Annotated in this window: 13 protein-coding genes and 4 pseudogenes; 3 read left to right on the top strand and 14 right to left on the bottom strand. The window is 38.9% G+C overall.

All coding sequences use genetic code 11. From position 1 onward, the window contains the following. Nucleotides 1-238: 238 nt before the first annotated feature. Nucleotides 239-1,174: pseudogene (locus tag M9H69_RS03260) on the bottom strand (IS30 family transposase). Nucleotides 1,175-1,263: 89 nt separating this feature from the next. Between M9H69_RS03260 and M9H69_RS03255 the strand changes: the two are divergent. Next, a pseudogene (locus M9H69_RS03255) lies at nt 1,264-1,464 on the top strand (transposase); the annotation flags it as partial. Nucleotides 1,465-1,507: 43 nt separating this feature from the next. Here M9H69_RS03255 and M9H69_RS03250 read toward each other — a convergent pair. From M9H69_RS03250 to M9H69_RS03225, 6 genes and pseudogenes are all read right to left on the bottom strand, one after another. Next, the gene (locus M9H69_RS03250) at nt 1,508-2,683 is read right to left on the bottom strand and encodes a family 1 glycosylhydrolase (protein ID WP_084919713.1); all 1,176 of its coding nucleotides are present in this window, start codon (nt 2,681-2,683) and stop codon (nt 1,508-1,510) included. Between the two features lie 40 nt (nt 2,684-2,723). After that, complete coding sequence (locus tag M9H69_RS03245; RefSeq protein ID WP_250315896.1) at nt 2,724-6,029, bottom strand: hypothetical protein; 3,306 nt, start codon at nt 6,027-6,029, stop codon at nt 2,724-2,726. A gap of 330 nt (nt 6,030-6,359) precedes the next feature. Further along, nucleotides 6,360-7,355, bottom strand: coding sequence for an accessory Sec system protein Asp3 (asp3, locus tag M9H69_RS03240; RefSeq protein WP_250316164.1), 996 nt, complete (start codon nt 7,353-7,355; stop codon nt 6,360-6,362). Nucleotides 7,356-7,390: 35 nt separating this feature from the next. Further along, nucleotides 7,391-8,953, bottom strand: coding sequence for an accessory Sec system protein Asp2 (gene asp2, locus M9H69_RS03235; RefSeq protein ID WP_250315895.1), 1,563 nt, complete (start codon nt 8,951-8,953; stop codon nt 7,391-7,393). Beyond that, a complete protein-coding gene (gene asp1, locus M9H69_RS03230) occupies nt 8,940-10,532 on the bottom strand; it encodes an accessory Sec system protein Asp1 (protein WP_250315894.1) in 1,593 nt (530 codons plus the stop codon). Before asp1 ends, asp2 begins: the two co-directional genes overlap by 14 nt. Before the next feature lie 499 nt (nt 10,533-11,031). Next, nucleotides 11,032-12,014: pseudogene (locus M9H69_RS03225) on the bottom strand (IS30 family transposase). A gap of 130 nt (nt 12,015-12,144) precedes the next feature. On the opposite strand from M9H69_RS03225, the pseudogene M9H69_RS03220 reads away from it, so the two are divergent. Beyond that, nucleotides 12,145-13,262 (top strand): annotated as a pseudogene (locus M9H69_RS03220) (IS3 family transposase). A 246-nt stretch (nt 13,263-13,508) separates the two neighbouring features. On the opposite strand, the gene rpsR reads toward M9H69_RS03220, so the two are convergent. From rpsR to M9H69_RS03185, 7 genes are all read right to left on the bottom strand, one after another. Beyond that, nucleotides 13,509-13,748 carry a 30S ribosomal protein S18 gene (gene rpsR / locus M9H69_RS03215; protein WP_000068664.1) on the bottom strand — a complete coding sequence of 80 codons (240 nt, stop codon included), beginning with the start codon at nt 13,746-13,748 and terminating at the stop codon, nt 13,509-13,511. A 31-nt stretch (nt 13,749-13,779) separates the two neighbouring features. Beyond that, a complete protein-coding gene (locus M9H69_RS03210; protein WP_000609613.1) occupies nt 13,780-14,250 on the bottom strand; it encodes a single-stranded DNA-binding protein in 471 nt (156 codons plus the stop codon). A gap of 11 nt (nt 14,251-14,261) precedes the next feature. Beyond that, nucleotides 14,262-14,552, bottom strand: a complete 291-nt coding sequence (gene rpsF / locus M9H69_RS03205; protein WP_195216784.1) for a 30S ribosomal protein S6 — start codon at nt 14,550-14,552, stop codon at nt 14,262-14,264. A 135-nt stretch (nt 14,553-14,687) separates the two neighbouring features. Beyond that, complete coding sequence (locus M9H69_RS03200; protein ID WP_250315893.1) at nt 14,688-15,893, bottom strand: MFS transporter; 1,206 nt, start codon at nt 15,891-15,893, stop codon at nt 14,688-14,690. Nucleotides 15,894-16,018: 125 nt separating this feature from the next. Then, nucleotides 16,019-17,362: an asparagine--tRNA ligase gene (asnS, locus tag M9H69_RS03195; protein ID WP_434481177.1), complete on the bottom strand. Its 1,344-nt coding sequence runs from the start codon at nt 17,360-17,362 to the stop codon at nt 16,019-16,021. 152 nt (nt 17,363-17,514) lie between these two features. Then, nucleotides 17,515-18,693: a pyridoxal phosphate-dependent aminotransferase gene (locus tag M9H69_RS03190; RefSeq protein ID WP_250315892.1), complete on the bottom strand. Its 1,179-nt coding sequence runs from the start codon at nt 18,691-18,693 to the stop codon at nt 17,515-17,517. A gap of 9 nt (nt 18,694-18,702) precedes the next feature. Beyond that, complete coding sequence (locus M9H69_RS03185) at nt 18,703-19,179, bottom strand: DUF5590 domain-containing protein (RefSeq protein ID WP_250315891.1); 477 nt, start codon at nt 19,177-19,179, stop codon at nt 18,703-18,705. 248 nt (nt 19,180-19,427) lie between these two features. Here M9H69_RS03185 and M9H69_RS03180 point away from each other — a divergent pair, with 248 nt between their 5' ends. Continuing rightward, complete coding sequence (locus tag M9H69_RS03180) at nt 19,428-19,976, top strand: NAD(P)H-dependent oxidoreductase (RefSeq protein WP_250315890.1); 549 nt, start codon at nt 19,428-19,430, stop codon at nt 19,974-19,976. Nucleotides 19,977-19,991 lie beyond the last annotated feature (15 nt).

Here is a 19,991-nt window from a genome sequence, read left to right as displayed (position 1 = left end):
TGATTTAATATCAACAATCTATCTTACTTTTTTAGTTTGCTAATATAATAAAACAGATAGTCCAGAGGGTTTAAATAACTATCTCTAAACTGTCTGACGATACTTAAAAAATTAATCACCTCATATTGTATATTATACTTTAGTTAGTGGAATAATTCAATCAATATGCAAGTAAAATATACAAAGATTGTGTAATTTCGTTTTTGTATAAGATAAATTGCAAGAATAAGCGCAACATTTACTCTAACTCATCCACTAGAGCTTCATAAGCAGTTCTGTAAGCTAAACATTTTTGTGGTCGGTGATTGATATCATATAAGGCCTTGTTCAAAGCCTCATCAGATATAGCAGCTAAATCTGTTTTCTTTGGGAAGTATTCTCTTAGTAAGCCATTTGCGTTTTCATTGCTTCCTCTCTGTCAAGATGAATAGGCGTCCGCAAAGAAAAAGGAAATTCCTAAATTCTCTACCAGAGGATAGCAGGCGAACTCTTTTCCCCTGTCTGAAGTAAAGGTTTTAAGAGTCTCTTTTGGAAATAGCTTACAAAGTTGTTCGATGGCTGAAAACATGGCTTTGGCTGTTCTATCTGGTATCTTGAAAGCTAAGTAAAAACGAGTTTTTCGCTCTAGAAAAGTCGCTAAACATCCCTTGCTTTTGCCTCTGGAAGACACTACAGTATCAAGTTACCAGTGGCCAAAAGTTTTACGATTCCGGATCTCTTTAGGACGTTTGGCAATCGACCTGCCAATCCTAAATCTTCCACGTGTTTCTTTAGGTTGTCGAGTTTTGCCTTTACGACGAAGGATACTCAAATCCAGATCAATCAAACCAGCATAGAGCCAGTTATAGATGGTTTTAAAACCTACCATTGGCTTTTTTTCAAGCTGATAGCGACCACAAATCTGTTCAGGCGACCAGGAGCATTTTAAACAGTCCTCAATTTCCTTTTTCAACGTTGGTGTCAAACGAGACTTCCGACCTTTTTGCTTAGCCCTGTGGTCGTACTGTTCCTGTGCTAAGACGGCGGAGTAAGCATTTTGGCATCGTCTTAACTCTCTTGAAATGGTAGACTTATAGACGCCAAGTTTACTTGCAATTTGGCAAGGTTTCAAACCTAATTCCAAGTAGGTTTCTATCTTTATTCGGTCGGTTATGGTAAGATGGAAGTAGCTCATAGTTTTTCCTCGGGTTCTGTTTGTATGGTTACTTACAGCTTACACCAATGAAACGCTATGAGTTTTTTTGGTGCACTATATTTTACAATTTATCGAAAGATAAGGACAATATTGTGAATGCGCTAAAACTGCCCTACTCAAATGCAAAACTTGAAGCTACTAACAACCTCATCAAGGTCATCAAGTGCAATGCTTTCAGCTTTCGGAACTTTGATAACTTTAAAACTAGAATTCTCACCGCTTTGAACATTAAAAAGGAGAGGAACAAAATGATCCTCTCCAGGTTGTAACTTTTCTTCAACCCACGACAGTTGACAAAGAGCCACTTTTATTTTAAAAATCAAGTTCCACCCAGCTGAGAGGTGTATAGCCTAAAAGTTCAACACCATCAAACTCTACTGCTTTAACGATTCCTTGAATATTTGTTTTCAATTCTTCCATAACAGAGTTATCTGCATCATCCAAGACGAGTTCATCTTCTACGACAAACAATGCTTTTTGGTAACGATCATATAGACTATTCATAACCAAACGAAGACCGACTGGATTAGCTGATTTTTTAGTTCTAGTCTCAGCTACATACTTATCAGCAAAAACTTCTTCAGAGTTATTAGATGCATGATAACTAAAACTTACAAAATCAACTGTTCCTCTGTTTAAGATAGAAAGATCTTCATCTGAAATATCTAAAGCAATCTGCTCACGTTCCAAGCGACGCAAGAAGTGGTTCGGATAATAACCACGAACTTGAACATCCGTAAATAAATAGTTTTTACGATTCTTAACTTCAGCTTCCATAGCATCCATAGCATTGTCAATTTGCTGGCTATAGTTTTGACTAACGACAAGCATTCCACCAAACTGAAACTCTGGATTGATTGTTTTACCTAATTGAACGACGCGGGCAGAAGCAACTAATTGATAATGAGCTGCTTGCCAGATTAACTGTTCACGATTCTCACTATTTTCAAATAATAATCCTCCCCCCAAAAATGGTAAATGGTGCAAAATATTAAACTCATTGAATGTAATCCAGTATCTCACCTTGTCTTTAAAATAACGGAAAACGGCTTCTGCATAGCGCTCAAAGAGTTCAATCATCTGACGATTTCTCCATGCACCATATTTTTCATGTAGGTTAAGAGGGATATCAAAATGACTGAGGGTAACAATTGGCTCGATGCCTTTTCTCAGAACTTCGTCAATGATTATTTCATAATATTTCAATCCTTCTTCACTTGGCTGCAACTCTTCTCCAGTTGGAAATAGATGAGCCCAAGAGATAGAGATACGATAGGCATTAAAGCCCATGGATTGAATCAAATTCAAATCCTCAATATAGTTTCTTGAACTGATCGGTTTAGATTGTCCTAGTAAATCGTAAAAACCTAGTGGTACTGTTTTATAGTCGATTTTCCCGTGCAACACTCCTCCACGAAATTCACCAACTGAAAGAACATCTGTTGTTCCTAAACCTTTCCCACTATTTGACAAAAAATTTCTAATCATGACGACTCCTTCTATTTTTTCTTTATAAATTAGATTGTTATTATTTAAAAATATCATTATTTATTAAATGATTCTTTCTGCCCTTGTTATGAATAATAGAGCTCAAACCAGATAATCTACTTACGACATTTTTAAACTCACGAGATAGTTGCTGAAAAGCTGGTTTTTGCATATTCCCTTCCTTCTCTTGCCCTATCCATGAATTTCCATTCTCAGAATCCCCCCATGGCTGAGTTACTTGAATACTTGTCTCATACACAAACTCAGAAGAACTTTCAGAGAATGATTCAGATTCTAAAATGCCGGTTTCTTCACTATCGGATACAAGATCTGATGTGATGAGTGAAACGGAGTCGCTATCTTGTTGGGATTCTGATTCACTGTAACTCTCGCTTTCTGATACAAATTCAGAAGAACTTTCAGAGAATGATTCAGATTCTAAAATGCCGGTTCCTTCACTATCGGATACAAGATCTGATGTGATGAGTGAAACGGAGTCACTGTCTTGTTGGGATTCTGATTCACTGTAACTCTCGCTTTCTGATACAAATTCAGAAGAACTTTCAGAGAATGATTCAGATTCTAAAATGCCGGTTCCTTCACTATCGGATACAAGATCTGATGTGATGAGTGAAACGGAGTCACTGTCTTGTTGGGATTCTGATTCACTGTAACTCTCGCTTTCTGATACAAATTCAGAAGAACTTTCAGAGAATGATTCAGATTCTAAAATGCCGGTTCCTTCACTATCGGATACAAGATCTGATGTGATGAGTGAAACGGAGTCACTGTCTTGTTGGGATTCTGATTCACTGTAACTCTCGCTTTCTGATACAAATTCAGAAGAACTTTCAGAGAATGATTCAGATTCTAAAATGCCGGTTCCTTCACTATCGGATACAAGATCTGATGTGATGAGTGAAACGGAGTCACTGTCTTGTTGGGATTCTGATTCACTGTAACTCTCGCTTTCTGATACAAATTCAGAAGAACTTTCAGAGAATGATTCAGATTCTAAAATGCCGGTTTCTTCACTATCGGATACAAGATCTGATGTGATGAGTGAAACGGAGTCACTGTCTTGTTGGGATTCTGATTCACTGTAACTCTCGCTTTCTGATACAAATTCAGAAGAACTTTCAGAGAATGATTCAGATTCTAAAATGCCGGTTCCTTCACTATCGGATACAAGATCTGATGTGATGAGTGAAACGGAGTCGCTGTCTTGTTGGGATTCTGATTCACTGTAACTCTCGCTTTCTGATACAAATTCAGAAGAACTTTCAGAGAATGATTCAGATTCTAAAATGCCGGTTCCTTCACTATCGGATACAAGATCTGATGTGATGAGTGAAACGGAGTCACTGTCTTGTTGGGATTCTGATTCACTGTAACTCTCGCTTTCTGATACAAATTCAGAAGAACTTTCAGAGAATGATTCAGATTCTAAAATGCCGGTTTCTTCACTATCGGATACAAGATCTGATGTGATGAGTGAAACGGAGTCACTGTCTTGTTGGGATTCTGATTCACTGTAACTCTCGCTTTCTGATACAAATTCAGAAGAACTTTCAGAGAATGATTCAGATTCTAAAATGCCGGTTCCTTCACTATCGGATACAAGATCTGATGTGATGAGTGAAACGGAGTCGCTGTCTTGTTGGGATTCTGATTCACTGTAACTCTCGCTTTCTGATACAAATTCAGAAGAACTTTCAGAGAATGATTCAGATTCTAAAATGCCGGTTTCTTCACTATCGGATACAAGATCTGATGTGATGAGTGAAACGGAGTCACTGTCTTGTTGGGATTCTGATTCACTGTAACTCTCGCTTTCTGATACAAATTCAGAAGAACTTTCAGAGAATGATTCAGATTCTAAAATGCCGGTTTCTTCACTATCGGATACAAGATCTGATGTGATGAGTGAAACGGAGTCACTGTCTTGTTGGGATTCTGATTCACTGTAACTCTCGCTTTCTGATACAAATTCAGAAGAACTTTCAGAGAATGATTCAGATTCTAAAATGCCGGTTTCTTCACTATCGGATACAAGATCTGATGTGATGAGTGAAACGGAGTCGCTATCTTGTTGGGATTCTGATTCACTGTAACTCTCGCTTTCTGATACAAATTCAGAAGAACTTTCAGAGAATGATTCAGATTCTAAAATGCCGGTTCCTTCACTATCGGATACAAGATCTGATGTGATGAGTGAAACGGAGTCGCTGTCTTGTTGGGATTCTGATTCACTGTAACTCTCGCTTTCTGATACAAATTCAGAAGAACTTTCAGAGAATGATTCAGATTCTAAAATGCCGGTTTCTTCACTATCGGATACAAGATCTGATGTGATGAGTGAAACGGAGTCACTGTCTTGTTGGGATTCTGATTCACTGTAACTCTCGCTTTCTGATACAAATTCAGAAGAACTTTCAGAGAATGATTCAGATTCTAAAATGCCGGTTCCTTCACTATCGGATACAAGATCTGATGTGATGAGTGAAACGGAGTCGCTATCTTGTTGGGATTCTGATTCACTGTAACTCTCGCTTTCTGATACAAATTCAGAAGAACTTTCAGAGAATGATTCAGATTCTAAAATGCCGGTTTCTTCACTATCGGATACAAGATCTGATGTGATGAGTGAAACGGAGTCGCTATCTTGTTGGGATTCTGATTCACTGTAACTCTCGCTTTCTGATACAAATTCAGAAGAACTTTCAGAGAATGATTCAGATTCTAAAATGCCGGTTCCTTCACTCTCAGACAAAAAATCTCTGACTGACAAGGACTGCGAAACACTAATTGATTCTAACTCTGCTACACTAGCACTTTGACTAGACAATAAGCTTTCCGAATCAGAGACATATAAACTATGACTCATAGATTCTTCAACAGAAGAAACAGAGAGAGATTCTGATACCGAAAAAGAATCACTAATCGAGTACGAATTAGACATTGAATTGCGCAAAGAGTAGCCCTTTTCAGAAATGCTTTGACTATAAGATTCACTATAAGAAACTGCGATGAATTCACTTAGTGAAGCAAGTGCACTAGTCGATAAACTCAAGCTAACATTTTTTATCAATTCAGCCATGTTTAAACTATTTTTTTCTTGAAAAGCTTCTAGAACTTCCATAACTGAAACAGACTCTAATGGTAATTCAAAACTCTCACTGGCCTTCCTCACCATTTCTTTTTGTACCTTCACCTTTTTGCTAACAGGTTTCAATTCAGTTACGTCAGAATAGTGAACATCATAATCATTCTCTTCCTCATTGACCAATCGCTTGATTTTCGATAACAGGAGTTGAAATCCTGATAACTCTTCTTTTTTACTCATTATATTATTTTTTCTCCTAAAAAACTATTTATCACCACTATTATAAGGTTTGAAGTTCAATCTGTCAAAGCATTACCCGGAAAAGAACACTAATTTTCTTTTGTTACTCACATCAATATAAAAATAAGTTTTATTATATACAATATGTAAGTTTCAGTTTATTATTTTTTCACACATAATATTTCCCAAAATTTTTTAAACCAAAATGTGAGAAACTTTTATAGCGAGCCGGACTGTGATGCTTTCTATTATCCCATTTCGCTAAAATTTATCACACCTTAGCTAGAATTTGCTATAAATTTTAGTCAAGTAATCCATAGAAAGTTGTTCTCAGTTTATATTTCTCCTCATCCACTCTTCTGTTGTCTCTAAATCTATATTCTGTAATAAAACCGACTGATTTAATAGATAGACAAAATTGAATAATTCTTGAGTTTCAATTTTTAAACTTGCAAATTTTTTAACTCTGGTTGAATCAAATCGATATAGCAATAAATCCCTAAAAATCGGATAATTCACTCGTTTTCGATGACGTTCCAGTAAGCGATGATAGTCTAATTCAGCTAGAAAATTATCTGTCACTAAAGCATAGGAAGTTGAAAATTGTTTTGAGTAAAACAGAGCTGCAATATTTGAAATAGGCCCATAGCCAATAAAAGCCACTTTTTCAAAAGCATAATGTCCTGACAAATCCTCAATTTTTTCAAGTAAAATTCTGAAAAAATCTTTTTCCATATATAAAAGTGCATCTTTGTAAGAAGAATTCACCATCACTAAGTTTGAAAAATGTTTTTGCACTCTTTCTGGAACAAAACCTGTCCGATTGAGATCAGGCTCTGTAAAGCAAACGTAAATGGTATTCTTCTCATTGTCCTTATGAAGCAAATCTGAAATCCAATAACGAGCAACTGTATAGTCTGCCACACCTTCTTGGGCAATATAAATCCCTTCAAACAAGAACCTCTGACAACCTCCACTGACCAATTGAATTTTATAATGATGGGTGTCAGTTGGCACATAAACACTCGCTATCTCCTCGGGTTTCACACTATGAGAAAAAATTTCCTCATCAGCCGAATCTATAAAGATAACTTTTAAATAAGTTGAATTCTCAGGAAGAGTTTCTAGGTAGCTTCCAATGACATATTTCTCTCCCCGCTTCAAATCAGGAAGTTGGCTTGTATTTCTCAAATCCTGATAATTGGCTTTCGAGTACCATTCGTGAATAACTGTCCCAGACGGCATAAATTGATTCTCATATAAAACTCGACCATCCTCTAAGACCCTGACAGATGAACCATATAAATACTGAGATACACTTTGCATATCCCAATAAGCAAAATAGACTTCCTCCTTATATCTCACGAATTAAACTTCCTTTCAAAACCATTCATTAATAGTGCTATGTATTGATTAAAAAACCATCCAACAACACCCTGCGTATCATCATTATGTCGTCCCTCAAATCCCTTGCTGATCATGCTAACCTTATCATTACGATTTTCGAGCTCTTCCTCCAAGGCAGAATAAGCACGGCCATCATAATCATCCTGACACATATAAGCTATGATAAATTTTGTCCTTGAAAAATCAGCAGCTCTAAAGGATTTCCAAAAATACTCATTTAGTTTTGTTGCTGTTTCATCAGATGGCTTGCCCATCGTACGATAAAGGATGTCCAAAGACGTTGGGAATCCGCCAGGACGGAGGGAAGACTCATTTACAGCAATATCACCTAAATTTACCAAGGGTTTACCGACAATAACAGTGTGAGGTTCTAGTTTAGAAGCATAATAGAGAGCGCCAAATGTCCCCATTGATAAACCAGACAAAACTAGCTGATCAGCTGTAAATTCTAATTCATCCAAACAATGATGAATCACTTGAATAAGCTTTTGCTCTAACTCATCTGACCCAAGATAAAAGCCACCACCCTCTAAACGCGGATCTCCAATTAATAAAAAGGGAGCTCCCATACCAGCCATCATATCGAATCCTTCAAAGCCTTCTGCTTGACGATAACCTGAAAAATATACATTGAGAGGTGGTTTCAAATCACCCGGATGGAAGAAATAAATCAGTTCCTCTCTATTTTTATCAATAATGCGATTCCCACCAACTAACAAGTCACCATAGCCTAAATGAGAATCTCGATGATGAAGAGGACCTATTTTCACGATGCCTTGTCCCTTAGCTTGAATACTAATGCTTAGATAGTAGGAATCCTGCGTGTCTAAAACTAGAGGCTTGTCATAGACCGCTTCATCATAAATCCATTCTTGCATTGGAGAAAGCGCGACAGGATACCCTTTGATAATATAGCGGACTGAGCAGTCTCCTAAGATCCTAAATTCTGGCCACAAGTCCAAAGGGGTATCTGCATCCAGATAAATATTATACTGATAGTTCGCTAGGGGTTGATAATCCTCCCCGAATTCTCCAGCCAAACTGAGATAATTGCTTCCTTCATAATTAATCTGGCCACTAAAGCAAGGATGAACTGCTAAATGATTTACTTTGAGCTTGGAACCACTTTGCTGAGAAAAAAAAGCACGAGAAAAACGGTACAAAATCTGCTCAGGATTTTCAAATTGCGACTTGACTGCTCTCTTACGAAACAAGAATGTTTTCAAATCTTTCGTAGTAATCTGGCAACGTTCATGGTAAAACAAACGATAAGGCTGAATCAGGCTATCCAGAACAGTGATGTATTCGAAATGTTCTAGCGTATCCACCAATATAAGGTCATAAACCTTTGCAAGCCTTGCCCTATCTTCTCTGCATCCACTCAACATCTCAATATCAGTAGGCACAAATGACACCATCCCCTCTGGCTTAACAAATGTCCACCTTATATTACTAGGAATATCATATTGCTCCTGCCAGTTCTCATCAGCAATTTGTAGAACACTAATCTCTCTCATTTTCCTTTAATTCCTTTATTGTGTTTTTCCACATTTCGATAATTTCTCCCTTTTTGTACTGCTCGATCTTACTAGATGAATGTTCCTTGCATTTATATGCAGACTCTATATCCGTCAAGTAATACAAGACTACATTTTTAAGGTCAGAAATATCAGTTAGAATCGATCCATTTTCTCCATGCTTGACATAAGATGAACTATATAAATTAATCTGAGGTATCCCCCCACTTATCCCAACAATTTGTGTGAATTTATCTGCTGGGCTTCCCAAATCAAGGATGACGCGAACATCTTTCATCATTTTTGCCATTTCAGCAGAACTGTGGAACGTCCTAAACTCCATTCGCTCTCTGAAGTTCTTCTCATTATCAAAAGTAGCTTTTTGATCTATGGAGTTTATGCCTCCATGAATTGATGTTTTTTCTTCTAAAGCTAGCTTGTTTAATAAATATTCTTTGACAAATTGTCTGATAAATACTACTCTTTCAGACTCCAAACTTTGAGTTCCAATCAATAACTTCATCCACTCATCCTCTAGCATCATATCAAATATGGTCCTAAAGACAGTTTGAAGATGTTCTTCAGGTAAAGTATCAACATTGACATAGACAGTTGCTGGCTTTTCCTGCTGGCTTTCTTCTGCCTGCAGACGAATGTCATAAGGAGCCACCTCATAATAAGGGGGAAGCTGGGCTTTGCCGATCAGTTCATACATCTTTTGAACCTTACTGAAACTATCAACAATAAAGAATGGTGTACCTTGCAAATTCTCTAGGATTTCTTCTCTGTTCTCAATTGGGTAGCGTTCAGCAAAGAAAGAGAAGGCAAGATTGTAATGCCTCTTAGCCTTGTGGAAAAGATGGTTATGTTGAGGATCTGCTGAAACAATGAGCATATCATCTCTTGTTAGGGCAGAAGATAAATACTGGTCCAGTTTTTCCTTGATTAGCTCCTCAATATCACTATAAACATCCTTTGCGAATGCTTCTTGGACTTCAGGATTGACAAGCACTTGATGATTATCTCTTGTCAAGAATTCCCTAAACTGCCACTGACCTTGTGGATTCAGATAATCTTGATGGTCTGGCTGATTATTTTCAAAATAAATCACACTAGAAACTATGCCTCGATCATCAAAGACCAAACGGTGATCCATCTGATTATTTTTAAAATAGATAATATCGAAAATATTGCCAGTCTGAGAAAAATTAATCTGGGCATAGTGGTTCTGATTTAAATAAACATCTACAAGAAAGGGAGTATAAAAGAATTCCGCTCCCTGTGGCCATTTCAAATCATCCAAACCGAGCTTTCGGGGCAAAACATCTGTCAAACTTTGTAGACTATCAAACAGATTCCACATACCAGCTGGCTCGATTTTCTCCTGATAACAGAGGATTCGAATATGGGGCGAATAGTTCAACACTAGAATTCTACTATCCTTACCAGCAGATTGAAACATCTGTAATAAGTTCATGGTATCATCAAACATCATCTGTTTTGATGAACAATAAAAAGGCAAAGCAGTTGAATACCATTTCCTACCTTGACAATACCAAGATGGTACAAAGTAAAACATTTCCCTCTATCTCCTTAGCATTCAATTTTTCATTGTAGTCAGTTCCAATTTTCAAGATGTGCATATTTCCTATGGAACAAGCGATAATACGGGAGAAGTCTCCTAGAGATACACCTTGATAAAGCATAAGAATAAACCAATTCTCAAAACAAATCCCTTGATTTCCAAGCATTTTCATCTGAGAAATGACATAAAAGTCTCTGAAAGACGATCTATTTTTGTTAGATTAATTTCTTATTTTTTCTGAGTGAATCGTTCTATAAAAATCCACCAATCCCCTTTAGTATAGCATATTTAGCGACTTTCTTCAAACGTATCTTAGCTCTTTAAAACTACGCTGATTGCAAAGTTAGCAGAAAATTGTTCGCGGTCCATCTTCTTTTTTGAAGCCAGCAAACAGAATCACAACAAATCTACATAACTTTATTGGCTCTATAATATTTGTAGTGGGTAAATTCCCTATGGATATTATGGAGCCTATTTATTGTATCTTGAATTGTCAAATTAAGTGCACATTTTCTTCATAGAAGACTTCATAAGGAGTTTTCCAGTTAAGACATTTGCGTGGCCTATTATTAAGTTTGTTCTCCCACAGCTGAATGGTGTGCTCATCAACGAATGTTAAATCACTTCCTTTTGGAAAATATTCTCTTAGTAGTCCATTCGTATTCTCATTAGTCCCTAGTTGCCAAGGTGCATGAGGGTCAGGAAAATAGACCTATACCTTTAATTTGTCAGTCAAGTCTTGATGATTCGTGAATTCTTTTCCTCTATCTGGAGTGACGGTTTCTTCCGGTAAGGGCTCCAACATTTGTACCATAGCCTCTATGACAAGTTTGCTTTTCTTGACAGCTACCTTCTGAATTTTTAGAAAACGAGAATAGCGATCCGTTAGAGTCACTAAGCAAGCTTTTCCAGTTTTACCTGTAACCGTATCTGCTTCCCAATCACCGACCCTAGCTCGCTTGTTTGCTTCTTCGGGTTTTTCGTGAATGGTATGAGAAATAGAAATTCGCCCTCTTTTTCGACATAACCTTTTGTATGACGTGTTTTCCCACGATGGCGGAGCTTGCGAAGGACACCACGAGCACCATGTGAAAGCCTGTTGTCAAAGTGACCGCGATAGATGGCTCTATAGATTGTTTGATAACTAATAACAGCTTTTCCATACTCTAATCGTAACCGACCTTCTATTTCTTAAGGATACCATTGATAATCGAGAAATAGATGTTTGATGGTATTACTCAAATTGTGGTCTATTTCAAGCATCCGTTTCCGCCCACAGTGTGATTTAGCAATATGGTAAGATTCCTGTGCTTGATTGGGAGAATAGCTTCCTGATTTTGTATGTCGTTTCCACTCGCAACTAATACTAGACGGATGACGATGAAGCAACTTAGCAATTTGAGAAAAATTTAGGCCTTACATACGGTAAATGAGAATACTTTCACGCTCATCTATGGTAAAATGATGGTAGCTCATAAGATTTCCTTTCGTAACTAGTTTTGTTCAATTCTATTTTACTAGAAAATCGGCACTACCCCCATAAAATGAGACACAAGAAAAACACTCCTGTTGAAATCTGGTAAACTAGAAACAGGAGTGTTTTGTTATGGTAAAAAAAGCCTATTCAGTAGAAACTAAGTTAGCCTGTATCGAAATGAAGAAGATAGGTAAATCAAATAAGGTTATCATGGATACCCTCGGTGTTAAAAATGTCAGTCAGGTGAAGACTTGGTGGAGATGGTATCAGAATGATGAATTGTACCGTTTCTACCAACCTGTGGGGAAACAATATACTTACGGTAAAGGGATGAAACAGTTATCTGAAGTCGAACAGTTACGTTTGCAGGTAGAATTACTAAAAAAGTATCTGATCTTGGTAAGAGAATCGACAAAGTAAATCTTATCAAGCTAGTGGAAGAGTATCAGAAAACCTACCCTGTATCTCTTATTTTAGAGTATTTCAGCGTCAAACGCTCAACCTTTTATCGCTGGAAACAGGAGCGTAAGAATTCTCAAAAAAGAGACGAAATAGCAGATAAAATCGAAAAACTCTGTATGGAAAATCACTTTATTTACGGCTATCGAACCATCACTCGCTTGCTCAAGAAAGTTTATAACCTCGTCGTAAATCGCAAGAAAATCTATCGTATCATGAAGGAAAAAGGCTGTCTCTTCCGTGTACGGCCCAAGAAGGGGACTGAATTAGGAAAGCCTTACCATGTAACAAACAATAAGTTGGATCGTGATTTTCAGGCAGGCAAGCCTATGGAGAAGCTGGTAACGGACATCTCCTACCTCTACTTTGGCAACTGTAGGCTCTTCATGGAACTCTATAATCGTGAAATTGTGGCTTATACCATCTCAGATTGCCAGGATACGGATTTTGTGCTTGACACGCTTCATCAACTCGAATTACCTCAAAGGACACTCTTACACAGTGATCAGGGGTCTGTCTACACCTCCAAAGCCATACTATCAGGCTTGTACTGAAAAAGGCATCACCCGCTCCATGTCCCGTAAAGGAACGCCAGCAGCTAATGCCTATATCGAATGATTCCATTTTGTTCTCAAGTCTGAAACCTTCTATCTCCATAAGTGGAGAAACTTAACCAAAGATAGTATAACAGATATTGTCAAAAATTACATCCTATTTATAATGAAACTAGAATTCAACAGAAATTAAATGACCAGTCTCCTGTAGAGTACAGAAAACTGGTCGCATAAGAGGGGTTTTCTCTTGTCCCAGTACGGAGTGCAGTGCCGGTTTTTTTCGTTCTCTCATTTCCATGCTCGTAAAAAAAGGCCCACCCGGGTCTTAATTCGCTTTCTTATTTTCAAACTCATGAAAAAGAGGTCTACCTGGACCCAACTCGCTCTCTCATTTCCATGCTCGTAAAAAAGACCCGTAAGGGTCTTAATTCGCTTTCTTGTTTTCAAGCTCATGAAAAAGAGGTCCAGTGGACCTCTTTTTTAATCTTCGTTTACGAAAGGCATCAAAGCCATTACGCGAGCGCGTTTGATAGCTGTTGTTACTTTACGTTGGTTTTTAGCTGAAGTTCCTGTTACACGACGAGGAAGGATTTTCCCACGTTCTGAAACAAAACGGCTAAGAAGCTCAGTATCTTTGTAATCAACATATTCAATTTTGTTTGCTGCGATGTAATCAACTTTTTTACGGCGTTTGAATCCGCCACGACGTTGTTGAGCCATGTTTTTTCTCCTTTATAGTATTAATTGTCCATTAGAATGGTAAATCATCATCTGAAATGTCCAATGGATTTGTTGCTCCAAATGGATTTTCAGAACGTGAAAAGTCTGGTACTGGGTTTGCAGGTGCTGATTGACCAGCAGTTGGTGCAGAATAAGCTCCACCTGAATGTCCTTCGCGCACTCCGCGACTTTCCAACATTTGGAAATTATCCGCCACGACTTCTGTTACGTAAACACGTTGTCCTTGCTGGTTATCGTAACTTCGAGTCTGAATACGACCTGTGATCCCGATAAGAGAGCCTTTTTTAGCCCAGTTAGCAAGATTTTCAGCTTGTTGGCGCCACATAACGACATTGATAAAATCAGCCTCACGTTCGCCATTTTGACTCTTGAATGTACGGTTTACTGCAAGAGTAAAAGTCGCAACTGCTACATTTGATGAGGTATAACGCAACTCAGCGTCACGCGTCATACGCCCTACAAGTACAACATTGTTAATCATAATCTACCTTCTTACGCGTCAAGTTTGACGATCATGTGACGAAGAATGTCAACGTTGATTTTTGAAAGACGGTCAAACTCTTTAAGAGCTACGTCGTCGTTTGCTTCAACGTTAACGATGTGGTAAAGTCCTTCACGGAAATCTTGAATTTCGTATGCAAGACGACGTTTTTCCCAATCTTTTGATTCAACAACAGTTGCACCGTTGTCAGTCAAGATAGAGTCAAAACGTGCTACCAAAGCGTTTTTCGCTTCTTCTTCAATGTTTGGACGAATGATATAAAGAATTTCGTATTTAGCCATTGATATGTTCCTCCTTTTGGTCTAATGACCCCCAGTCTTTGCAAGGGGTAAGTGAGGTTCGCTCACAATAAACCATTATACTAGAAAAACTGACAGATAGCAAGTAAAAAAGATAAAAGTGAAAAAATAACTTTATTACTTAGAAATAACATCCTCTTTGAGTTCCAAAGCTCTGGCCATCTCTTTCAAAATGAAAAATAGCAAAAAGCTGGCTAGCACTAAAACGAGCCCTAAGTAAAGGAAGGCTACTACAAATCCTAGATAGTCAATCAACCATCCTGTCAGAGGAAAAATGATGATCATACTTAGGCTGAACATCATAGAGTAGACACTTAGCATGGTTGCCCGTACCTCGCTTGGGAGTCGCTTTTGTAAATCATTATCAAAAATCGGCTGAAAGAGGGCATATAAGGCGTTACTGAGCCAATAAATCAAAATGTAAATCAGTGGCGTACCAAAATAGGAAAGCAAATAAGTTCCTCCCGTCAAGAGTACAAGAATTGGAAAGAGTTTTAAGGCTGAATACCTCTTTCCAATCTTACTTGCTAGATAAACTGCCCAGATATTCAAAACACTGCCGATCAGCATGACTATCGAAATCTGCCACCCTTCTAAGTCAGGCAGTTGATTTTGATAGTAAAAATAAAACATGCACATCAGTGTCCCGATGATTTGGGAAAGAATCATCCAACTAAAAAGACTGGGGTTTCTCCGCAACTCCTCTTTGACAGTCCAGATTATTTTTTTCATTGTCAGACGCTCAGATTTTTGTGCTTTAACACTAGGCTCTTTTAGCATCCAAGTTAGGAAAAGAACGATTATCGAAGTAACAATCATGATATAGTAGGTCAAGTGCAATTGACCATGGACAAAAAATCCCGCTAAAACAGTCCCCAAAGACCGAGTTCCTTCTGCTACTCCTGACATAAAACTTGAGATAGTCAAGTAGCGCTCTTTTAATCCAGCCTCCACGGCCGAATCATAAACCATAGCTGCACTCGTCCCCGAATCAAAATTATAAGACAAGGCACTCACCACCATAGCGAGTGCGTAAATCCAAAAATTACCTTGTCCTAGTAACATGAGAATAGACGACGCTATTCCAGCTATTCGACTTAAATATAGATTGGTTTTATAGGAATAGCGGTCAGCTAACATTCCAGAGGGAATTTCACAGATGACACTGGTGGCATGAAAAATACTTTCCAATAAGCCAATCTGCCAAAGCGACATCCCGTTTTGACTGAGAAATAGAATCCAAAAGCTGGTAATGCCCAGAAAGGCAAAAAATTCCACACCAGCCATGAGACCGATATTCTTCCGGTAATTTCGTTTAAACATAGTTTCTCCTTTAACAAGTGTATTTGTATCTTTGTGTTTGTCACTTGTTAAACTGTGCTTTACATGTTCTCCACCTCTTCTTTCTTCTACTTTGAAAAAACGCCCCTAGGGCGTTTTGATTTATTTTATGGTTTGATACGGTGCAACATACGTGGGAATGGAATGGCTTCACGGATGTGTTTGGTTCCAGCTGCGAAGGTTACCATACGCTCGATACCGATACCAAATCCACCGTGTGGCACTGTACCGTATTTACGAAGGTCAAGGTAGAATTCGTATTCTGTACGATCCATTCCAAGTTCTTCCATCTTAGCGACAAGGGCATCATAGTCTTCCTCACGCATAGAACCACCGATGATTTCTCCATATCCTTCTGGTGCAAGCAAGTCTGCACAAAGCACGCGCTCTGGATTTCCAGGAACTGGTTTCATGTAGAAGGCCTTGATAGCTGCTGGATAGTTGATAACGAAGGTTGGGACACCAAAGTGGTTTGAAATCCAAGTTTCGTGTGGTGAACCAAAGTCATCTCCATGCTCCAAATGCTCGTAATCAGCATCTTCATCGTTTTCATGTTCTTGCAAGAGGTCAATAGCTTGATCGTAAGTGATTCGTTTGAATGGCTCTGCAATGTAGCGTTTCAAAAGCTCTGTATCGCGTTCCAAAGTTTCCAAGGCTTGAGGAGCACGGTCAAGAACACCTTGAAGAAGGGCTTTAACATATGCTTCTTGCAAGTCAAGTGACTCATCATGTGTCAAGTAAGAGTACTCCGCATCCATCATCCAGAACTCAGTCAAGTGACGGCGTGTTTTTGATTTCTCCGCACGGAATACTGGACCAAAGTCAAATACGCGACCAAGAGCCATAGCACCCGCTTCAAGATAAAGCTGACCTGATTGGCTCAAGTAGGCTGGTGTCCCAAAGTAGTCTGTTTCAAAGAGTTCTGTTGAATCTTCAGCCGCATTTCCTGAAAGGATTGGGCTATCAAACTTCATGAAGTCGTTCTTGTCAAAAAACTCATAGGTTGCATAGATAATAGCGTTACGAATTTGCATGACCGCTACTTGCTTACGAGAACGGAGCCACAAGTGACGGTTGTCCATCAAGAAGTCTGTTCCGTGTTCTTTTGGCGTGATTGGATAATCTTGAGATTCACCGATCACTTCGATATCTGTGATATCGAGCTCATAACCAAACTTAGAACGTTCGTCTTCTTTGACAATTCCTGTCACATAAACAGACGTTTCTTGGCTCAAGTGTTTGATCGTTTCAAATTTTTCAAGACCTACCTCTTCACCAAATTTTTCAATAAAGTTTGGTTTGAAGGCAACTCCTTGGAAAAAGGCTGTTCCGTCACGCAATTGCAAGAAGGCAATTTTCCCTTTTCCTGATTTATTGGCAACCCAGGCTCCGATGGTCACTTCTTGACCAACGTAGTCTTTTACTTCGATGATTGTTACACGTTTTGTCATAATCTATCTTCCTTTTTTCGTTTAACTTGTCCGAAGACATCATTACCCACTATTTTACCATAAATAGACTGCGATAGCTAGGTTCGACTAGAGAAAATTCGCGAGATTTTCGTTACAAAAAATCTTCGCCAAAAAGGCGAAGATTTTGAGTTTTATTTTTCCATAAATTGATGCAAGCGACGAATGGCTTCTTTCAAGGTGTCCAAGTCAGTTGCATAACTAAGACGAACATTTTCTGGTGCTCCAAATCCAGCTCCTGTAATCAAGGCCAGACCAACTTCCTCAAGAATAGCCGTTGTAAAGTCCGTCACATCGGTATAACCCTTCATCTCCATCGCTTTTTTAACATTTGGGAAGAGATAGAAGGCTCCTTGGGGCTTGACAACTTCAAATCCTGGCACTTGGCACAAGAGAGGATAAATGGTATTCAAACGTTCCTCAAAAGCCTGGCGCATGGTTTCGACAGAGTCTTGTGGCCCAGTTAGGGCTTCAATGGTAGCATATTGCGATACGGCAGTCAGGTTAGAGGTTGTTTGTCCTGTTAGTTTGCTCATAGCAGCAATAATCTCAGGATTTCCCACAGCATAACCTACCCGCCAACCAGTCATGGCATAGGCCTTAGATACACCGTTAATCACGATGGTTTGCTTGCGAATGGCTTCTGACAGACTAGAGATTGGAACAAATTCGTTCCCGTTATAAACCAAACGACCATAAATATCATCTGCTAGGATAAGGACATCATGCACAACAGCCCAATTTCCGATAGCCAAGAGTTCCTCACGAGAGTAGATCATACCGGTCGGATTCGATGGCGAATTGAGAACCAAGACCTTGGTCTTATCTGTTCGAGCTGCTTCTAGCTGCTCTACTGTTACTTTAAAGTGATTGTCTTCCTTTGCCTGGACAAAGACTGGCACACCTTCTGCCATCTTGACCTGGTCTCCATAGCTGACCCAGTAAGGTGTAGGGATGATGACTTCATCACCTGGATTGACCACAGCCATAAAGAAGGTGTAGAGAGAGAACTTAGCACCAGTGGCAAAGGTAACCTCGTTAGCCGCTACGGAATACCCATAGTAGCGTTCAAAATAGGTATTAACCGCAGCCTTTAAGTCTGGTAGACCTGAAGCAACTGTATAAAAGGAAGCACGGCCATCACGAATCGCTTCCACCGCCGCATCCTGAATATTTTCAGGAGTATGAAAATCTGGCTGTCCCAAGGTTAAGAAAAGAACATCCTTTCCTTGAGCTTTTAATGCTTTGGCTCTTGCATCACTGGCTAGAGTAACACTCTCTTCCATTTCTAGTACACGCTTGGATAGTTTCATATGCCCTCCTTATTGGATCACTGCTCCTGTTTCAAAGTCCACCAGATAGTAGTGGTTTCCTGATTTAACTTCCCAAATCGGCTTGTCCTGATAGCGACCAAAGGTGACTTTGTCAATATCGCTAGCTCCTTTTTCCCTCGAAATCGTCGCTGCCTTGTCTTGAGAAATCCCCTTATCAAGCTGATAAACGTAAATCTTATGTTCATTCTTTTCAATCAGTACGGCAATGGCCTCTTGCTTTTTATTATGTCCTAAAACGCTGTAATAACCTTCTAGTCCATTATAAAAATCAACCTGATCTGCCTTTTCCAATTCTGCATACTGCTTGGCCAGTTTTTCTCCTTCAACCCTAGCATCTTGATAGGGTTTCATGCTGAGTGATATCAGATAAAGAAAGGAAGTCGTCATGACTAGCAGTACCAGAGAAATGCCGATTCCATATTGTATAAGTAGCTTATTTTTTGCTTTTTTCTGTCTTAGTTTCACTTGTCTATTTTACCATCTCTCCTCCTTTATTACAAGTGAAGACAGGAACATTCCGAGATTATTTTCCCTTTGAAATTAAATACAATATCTGCCTGTCTATCAAATACTGTTTTCTCAGAACTAAGTTTTTCCACCCCTAACAAGTAAACTTAGCTGAGCACATTTATTGCTAATTAGTATTATTTGTTGTAACATAGATGGTGACAAAAGAGTTCACTCTTTGAATTTTAAACTAAAGGAGACACGTCATGTCTAAAAAAGTACTATTTATCGTCGGTTCATTACGCCAAGGTTCTTTCAACCACCAAATGGCCCTCGAAGCTGAGAAAGCACTTGCCGGAAAAGCGGAAGTTAGCTATCTTGATTATTCAGCTGTTCCTCTCTTCAGCCAAGATCTTGAAGTTCCAACTCATCCAGCTGTAGCTGCTGCTCGTGAAGCAGTCCTTGCTGCGGATGCAATCTGGATCTTCTCTCCAGTCTACAACTTCTCTATCCCTGGAACAGTGAAAAACTTGCTTGACTGGCTCTCTCGTGCCATTGATTTGTCTGATACACGTGGTGCTTCTGCCCTCCAAGACAAGTTTGTTACTGTCTCATCTGTAGCCAATGCCGGTCACGAACAACTCTTTGCGATTTATAAAGACCTCTTGCCATTTATCCGCACACAAGTCGTTGGTGACTTCACTGCTGCACGTGTTAATGACTCTGCTTGGGCAGACGGAAAATTGGTGTTAGAAGAAGCAACTGCTTCATCACTTGAAAAACAAGCTGAGGACCTTCTTGCAGCCATCAACTAATCCAGCAAAAACCAG

Source organism: Streptococcus oralis, from assembly GCF_023611505.1.
Taxonomy (GTDB): Bacteria; Bacillota; Bacilli; order Lactobacillales; family Streptococcaceae; genus Streptococcus; species Streptococcus oralis_CT.
Note: the sequence above shows the minus strand (reverse complement) of the source record. Positions and strands in the feature narration are given on the sequence as shown.

Excerpts from the sequence above, each read along its gene's own strand:
- rpsR (WP_000068664.1), bottom strand. The coding sequence starts at position 13,748 with ATGGCTCAACAACGTCGTGGCGGATTCAAACGCCGTAAAAAAGTTGAT.
- M9H69_RS03200 (WP_250315893.1), bottom strand. The coding sequence starts at position 15,893 with ATGTTTAAACGAAATTACCGGAAGAATATCGGTCTCATGGCTGGTGTG.
- rpsF (WP_195216784.1), bottom strand. The coding sequence starts at position 14,552 with ATGGCTAAATACGAAATTCTTTATATCATTCGTCCAAACATTGAAGAA.
- asnS (WP_434481177.1), bottom strand. The coding sequence starts at position 17,362 with ATGACAAAACGTGTAACAATCATCGAAGTAAAAGACTACGTTGGTCAA.
- M9H69_RS03180 (WP_250315890.1), top strand. The coding sequence starts at position 19,428 with ATGTCTAAAAAAGTACTATTTATCGTCGGTTCATTACGCCAAGGTTCT.
- M9H69_RS03210 (WP_000609613.1), bottom strand. The coding sequence starts at position 14,250 with ATGATTAACAATGTTGTACTTGTAGGGCGTATGACGCGTGACGCTGAG.
- asp2 (WP_250315895.1), bottom strand. The coding sequence starts at position 8,953 with ATGAGAGAGATTAGTGTTCTACAAATTGCTGATGAGAACTGGCAGGAG.
- M9H69_RS03250 (WP_084919713.1), bottom strand. The coding sequence starts at position 2,683 with ATGATTAGAAATTTTTTGTCAAATAGTGGGAAAGGTTTAGGAACAACA.
- asp1 (WP_250315894.1), bottom strand. The coding sequence starts at position 10,532 with ATGTTTTACTTTGTACCATCTTGGTATTGTCAAGGTAGGAAATGGTAT.
- M9H69_RS03190 (WP_250315892.1), bottom strand. The coding sequence starts at position 18,693 with ATGAAACTATCCAAGCGTGTACTAGAAATGGAAGAGAGTGTTACTCTA.
- M9H69_RS03245 (WP_250315896.1), bottom strand. The coding sequence starts at position 6,029 with ATGAGTAAAAAAGAAGAGTTATCAGGATTTCAACTCCTGTTATCGAAA.
- asp3 (WP_250316164.1), bottom strand. The coding sequence starts at position 7,355 with ATGCAAAGTGTATCTCAGTATTTATATGGTTCATCTGTCAGGGTCTTA.